Source organism: Phyllobacterium sp. P5_D12, from assembly GCF_054049495.1.
This window is the reverse complement of record NZ_JBFUMG010000275.1, coordinates 1-5,878: the sequence shown is the minus strand read 5'-3', so window position 1 is coordinate 5,878 and position 5,878 is coordinate 1. Positions and strand designations below refer to the sequence as shown.

Below are 5,878 nucleotides of genomic sequence, written 5' to 3'. Positions count from 1 at the left end.
CAATGGGAGTTGCCGTGCAAAGTCACAAGAGGAGGAAACAATGAGCATGAACTTCGTCAAACCGACGCGCCGCCAGTTCCTGGCCGGGTCTGCGGCACTTGGAGCCGCGAGCATTACCGGCCTGAAGCCGGCATTTGCCGCCGTCGACTGGAAGAAATATGCGGGTACGACCCTCGAGGTCAATCTGATCAAGAGCCCGCGTGGCGATATCCTGCAGAAATACCAGAAGGAATTCGAGGACCTGACGGGTATCAAGGTCAACGCCGAACAGACGCCCGAGCAGCAGCAGCGCCAGAAGGCGGTCATCGAGCTGACATCCGGCAAGCCAAGCTTCGATGTCATCCATATCAGCTATCACGTGCAGAAGCGCCAGTTTGAGAAAGCCGGATGGCTCGCCGATCTGACGCCGTTCCTGAAGGATCCGAGCCTCACCGAGGCCTCGCTGACCGAGAGCGACTTTGCGCAGGCGGGTCTCGATTTCGCCAAGGACAAGAACGGCCGCTTTGGCGGGCTTCCCTTCTCGGTGGATTATTGGATCATCTACTGGAACAAGGATCTGTTCGCCGCCAAGGGCATCGAATACCCGAAAACGTTTGAGGAACTTGTCGCTGCCGCTGAAAAGCTGACCGACAAGGATGCCGGCACCTATGGGTTCGTTGCCCGCGGCATGAAAAACGCCAATACGCCCGTATGGGCGAGCTTTATGCTCGGCTATGGCAAGAGCACCGTGATGGACGGCAAACTGCAATCGGACACGCCGGAATCCATCGAGGCCGCCAAACTTTACCAGCGTCTGATGACCAAATCCGCACCGCCCGGCGTGACAGGGTTCAATTGGGCCGAATGCCAGTCGAGCTTCCTGCAGGGCAAGGTTGGCATGTGGATGGATGGTATCGGCTTTGCGCCCCCGCTGGAGGATCCCAAAAAGTCGCGCGTTGTCGGCAAGGTCGGTTACGGCGTCATGCCGAAGGGGCCTGGCGCACAGGCTGCCCCGACATTCGGCGACGGTATCGGCGTTACCGAAGGCTCATCGAAGAAAGAAGCAGCCTACCTCTATTGCCAGTGGGCGATTTCGAAGGAGATGGGTGCGCGTCTTCTGCAGTCCGGCTCCGGCGTTCCCTTCCGCAATTCGGTGCTCAACGACCCGGAAATCCTGAAAGGCGTGACCATGCCTGCCGAGTGGGCAAGCGTCCTGTCCGAGTCTGCCAAGGTGAGCCAGCTTTGCCTGCCGGTCATCGTGCCGGTTACCGAGTTCCGTGATGTGATGGGTGTCGCCTTGACCAATGTCATTGGCGGCGCCGATCCGGCAGCGGAAATGAAGCGTGCGACGGAAGAATTCCGTCCGATCCTGGAAAAAAGCGAAGCGTAGTGTAACAGCATGACAATTACCGCCTCGACCATGACCAATGAACAGCAAAGTGCCAAGGTTAAGAACGGCGATGGCCGGTTTACGCCGAGCTATTGGCCGTTCGTTATTCCGGCACTGGTCATCGTCGTGGCGGTGATTGTTTTCCCATGGGTGTTTACCCTGTGGATGAGTGTCAATGAGTGGCACCTTGGCGGAGAAAAGAGCTTCGTCGGCTTTGCCAATTTCGTGCGGCTCGCAGGCGATGCCCGGTTTTGGCAATCGATGGGGCACACGGTGGTCTATACTTTCCTGTCCGTCGTGGCACCGCTCTTTCTCGGCACGATCGCGGCGCTGGTGTTCGACAGCAAGTTGCCGATGCGCGGGCTTTTGCGCGGCATATTCGTCATGCCGATGATGGCGACACCCGTCGCGGTCGCTCTCGTCTGGACGATGATGTTTCACCCGCAACTGGGGGTTCTCAACTATCTGCTGTCGCTGATTGGCATTGGCCCGCAGGAGTGGATATTCAACCAGAACACGGTGATCCCCTCCCTGGTGCTGGTCGAGACCTGGCAATGGACACCACTGGTCATGCTCATCGTTCTCGGCGGCCTTGCTGCCATGCCACGCGATCCCTTCGAGAGTGCGGAGATTGATGGGGCCAATAGCTGGCAGAAATTCCGCTACATCACCTTTCCGATGATCCTGCCGTTCATGATGGTGGCTGTGATCATCCGTTCCATCGATGCCTTGAAAAGCTTCGATATCATCTTCGCCATGACGCAAGGCGGTCCCGGCACGGCGTCGGAAACGATCAACATCTACCTCTACAATGTCGCCTTCGCCTACTACGACATTGGCTATGGTTCGGCCATCGCCGTCGTCTTTTTTATCGTCATCATCACCATGTCGCTTGCGCTGCTGCATCTGCGCCAGCGGACCAAGTGGAACAGCTGAGGGACGAGAAAATGCTGCTTCGCAAACTGCTGAAATGGTCGGGCACCGCCTTCATCGTCTTCGTGATCGTGTCGCCGGCGATTTTCTTCTTCCTGTGGATGCTGTCACTCTCGTTGAAATACGAGATAGACAATGGTGCTTATCCGCCGATCTTCATTCCGGAACAGTTCGCCTGGTCGAACTACAGCGATATCTTCGCTGCCAATGACTTTCTGCACTATTTCTGGAACAGCCTGCTCGTGACCGGGACGGCGACAATCCTGGCGCTGATCGTTGGTGTGCCTGCCGGCTACGGCATCGCCCGGTTGAAAGCGGACAAGTCGGCGATCGTCATCATGATCGCGCGCATGACGCCGGGCCTATCCTATCTGATCCCGCTGTTCCTGCTGTTCCAAACCCTGGGTCTGCTTGGGACGCTCTGGCMACAGATCATCATCCATCTGGTAGTGACGGTGCCTATCGTCATCTGGATCATGATCGGCTATTTCGAGACGACACCTATCGAACTTGAAGAAGCGGCGATGATCGATGGCGCGACCTCGTGGCAGGCGTTTCGTCTCGTGGCACTGCCGATCGCCAAGCCGGGCGTGGTTGTCGCGCTGATCCTTGCGGTTATCTTCTCATGGAACAATTTCGTCTTTGGCATCGTGCTGGCCAGCCGCGAAACGCGCACGCTGCCGGTTGCGGTCTACAACATGCTCTCGTTCGAGCAGGTCAGTTGGGGACCGCTCGCGGCGGCGGCGTTCGTGGTGACGCTGCCGGTGCTGCTGCTCACCGTCTTCGCCCAACGCCAGATCATTGCGGGGCTCACCGCTGGCGCGGTGAAGTAAGCCTATACGCCGTAGCGTTCGGTGCGGATGATGGCGGCGGGAACATCCGCGCCGATTAGTGCGTCGGCCGCGGCATTGACGAAGGCATTGGATCCGCAAACGAAGACTTCTTTGGGCTGCGAAGGCATGCGGGCGAGGACATCCACAATCATTGCCGGGTCGATGCGCCGCGTATAATCGCTCTCCTGCGACGATGGCTCGCGCGTCAACGTCAAGACCAGATCGAAGCCGTTGCCGGACTGATTGAACATCTGCAATTCATCATGGAAAATCAGTTCGTCCGACGTTCGGGCGGAATAGAGCAGCAGGATAGGCGCCAGTGATTGTTGCGCAGCACGGTGGCGGACCATCGAAATCAGCGGTGCCACACCGGAGCCGCCGCCGATCAACAGGATTGGCGCGCCATCCTCGACGGTCCAGATGAAATGCCCGCCGATCGGCCCGCGAAGCTCGATCTCATCGCCGATCTTAGCGACCTCGTGGAAGAAGGCCGACACTTCGCCATCCTCCAGTCTTTCAATGGCAAGCTCTATGATTTCGCCCTGCTCCGGCGTCGAGGCGATCGAATAGCTGCGCTGCGCCTGATAGCCGTCCGGCGCGCTTAACCGGACATCCACATGCTGCCCCGGCCGGTAGGCAAGGGGCTCAGATGGCTGGAGGAAGAAGCTGACGACACGCGGTGTCTGCCTGACGATTTCAGTGATAGTTGCGCGCTGCCATTCCGCCTTTGTTGCGGCTATCTGATCTGACATACCTCAATCGCCAGTGTAGCGTTGTTCGCGCCACGGATCGCCGTAGATATGATAGCCGCGCAATTCCCAGAAGCCCGGTTCGTCACGCGTGGTGAATTGCAGGCCATTGATCCACTTCGCCGATTTCCAGAAGTAAAGATGCGGAACGAGCAACCGCGCCGGGCCGCCATGATCCGCCGTCAGCGGCTGGCCATTATAGAAGGTGGCGATCATCGCCTTGCCGCCTAACAGATCCTTCACCGGAACGTTGGTCGCATAGCCATCGAAGGAATGCGCGAGAGTGAACTCGGTCGGTGGCTCGATACCGGCCTCAGCGAAAATATCGTCGATCAAAACGCCCTGCCATGGTGTATCCAGCTTGGACCAGGCGGTGACGCAATGGATATCCCGGGTGAACTTCGTCTGCGGCAGCGCATTGAATTCGGCCCAGTTCCATTTGATGAGCGGTTTTGGCCCATCCTTGAGCGTAAACGACCAGTCGTCGGTGCGGACTCGCGGCGTCGGCCCCGCCGACAGGACGGGAAAGTCGTCGGTCAGCGTTTGACCTGGCGGGATACGGTCTTTGATTTCTGGCGGTTGGCGCCGGCCGGTGAAGCCGCGTGTCGTCATGGTTGTGAACTCCTAGCACCTCATACAACCACAAAGGTCTGTCGCGGCCAAGACCGGATCCGGTCAACCATGGTTGATCATGATGTGGCGCACGGCAGTATAATCTTCCAGCGCATAGACCGACATATCCTTGCCGTAACCCGATTGCTTCACGCCGCCATGCGGCATTTCATTGGTCAGCATGAAGTGGGTGTTAATCCAGGTGCAACCATATTGCAGGCGCGACGCGGCTTTCATCGCCTTGGAAATATCCTGCGTCCACACCGAAGAGGCCAGGCCATAATCGCTGTCATTGGCCCAGGTGACGGCCTGGTCATCATCTTTGAAGCGCGTGACCGAAACGACCGGACCGAAGACTTCGCGACGGACGATCTCATCCTCCTGTGTAGCGCCGGCGACCACGGTCGGCTGGAAGAAGAAGCCATCCTTGCTGCCTGCGCCGCCACCGGTGGTAATCTCGATGTGCTTCTGCTCGGTCGCCCGCTCGACGAAGCTCGCAACACGGTCACGCTGACGCCCAGAAATGAGCGGGCCGATTTCGTTGACCGTATCGTCGGCATCATTGTAGCGGATGGTGGAAACGGCGGAGGTGAGGTCGGCGACGAGCTTTTCGTAGACACCGTCCTGCGCATAGATGCGGCAGGCAGCGGTGCAGTCCTGCCCGGCGTTGTAGTAGCCGAAAGTCCGGATGCCGTTGACCACAGCCCCGAGATCGGCGTCGTTATAGACGATCACGGGGGCCTTGCCGCCGAGCTCGAGATGCGTGCGCTTGACGGTTTTTGCCGCGGCTTGCAGCACCTTCTTGCCGGTGGCGATATCGCCGGTGATCGAAACCATGCCGATCTTCGGGTGGTTGATCAGCGCATTGCCGACGGTCTCGCCGCGTCCGAGAATGACGTTGACGACACCTTCGGGAAGGATGTCCGCCAGCAGGCGCGCCATTTTCAGCGCGGTCAGCGGCGTCTGCTCCGACGGTTTGAACACGACTGTGTTGCCGCCGGCGATCGCAGGCGCCAGTTTCCACGCCATCATCATCAACGGGTAATTCCACGGCGCGATAGAGCCAACAATGCCGATCGCGTCGCGGCGGATCATGGAGGTATGACCCGGCAGATATTCACCGGCCACGGGCGAGGTGAGGGTGCGCACCGCTCCAGCAAAAAAACGCCAGCAATCGATGATCGCCGGCATCTCGTCATTGCGCACGGCGTTAATGGGCTTGCCGCAATTCAAGGCCTCAAGCGCAGCGAAATCATCCGCATGTTTCTCGATAGCGTCTGCGATCTTGAGCAGGTATCCGGAACGTTCAGCAGGGGTAGTGCGGGACCAAGCAGAGAAGGCCCGTTCCGCAGCATCGACCGCCGCATCGATCTGGCCATGGG

The 5,878-nt window shown here is 58.8% G+C and carries 6 protein-coding genes; 3 read left to right on the top strand and 3 right to left on the bottom strand.

Annotation, left to right across the window (positions count from 1 at the left end; translation table 11 throughout):
• Positions 1-40: 40 nt before the first annotated feature.
• From ACXJ5O_RS16920 to ACXJ5O_RS16910, 3 genes are read left to right on the top strand one after another with little or no spacing between them, the layout of a single operon-like run.
• Positions 41-1,369, top strand: a complete 1,329-nt coding sequence (locus ACXJ5O_RS16920; RefSeq protein WP_183665541.1) for an ABC transporter substrate-binding protein — start codon at positions 41-43, stop codon at positions 1,367-1,369.
• A 30-nt stretch (positions 1,370-1,399) separates the two neighbouring features.
• Positions 1,400-2,305 carry a carbohydrate ABC transporter permease gene (locus tag ACXJ5O_RS16915; RefSeq protein WP_457300900.1) on the top strand — a complete coding sequence of 302 codons (906 nt, stop codon included), beginning with the start codon at positions 1,400-1,402 and terminating at the stop codon, positions 2,303-2,305.
• 11 nt (positions 2,306-2,316) lie between these two features.
• On the top strand, positions 2,317-3,135 hold the full coding sequence (locus ACXJ5O_RS16910) for a carbohydrate ABC transporter permease (RefSeq protein WP_457300899.1): 819 nt from the start codon (positions 2,317-2,319) through the stop codon (positions 3,133-3,135).
• A 2-nt stretch (positions 3,136-3,137) separates the two neighbouring features.
• Here ACXJ5O_RS16910 and ACXJ5O_RS16905 read toward each other — a convergent pair whose 3' ends face one another.
• The 3 genes from ACXJ5O_RS16905 to ACXJ5O_RS16895 form a co-directional block, all read right to left on the bottom strand.
• Positions 3,138-3,887: a ferredoxin reductase gene (locus ACXJ5O_RS16905; RefSeq protein ID WP_457300898.1), complete on the bottom strand. Its 750-nt coding sequence runs from the start codon at positions 3,885-3,887 to the stop codon at positions 3,138-3,140.
• 3 nt (positions 3,888-3,890) lie between these two features.
• Positions 3,891-4,496 (bottom strand): sulfite oxidase-like oxidoreductase, encoded by a 606-nt coding sequence (locus ACXJ5O_RS16900; RefSeq protein WP_457300897.1) that lies wholly within the window; start codon positions 4,494-4,496, stop codon positions 3,891-3,893.
• Positions 4,497-4,559: 63 nt separating this feature from the next.
• On the bottom strand, positions 4,560-5,878 hold a 1,319-nt coding region (locus tag ACXJ5O_RS16895; protein ID WP_457300896.1), incomplete at its 5' end, for a gamma-aminobutyraldehyde dehydrogenase.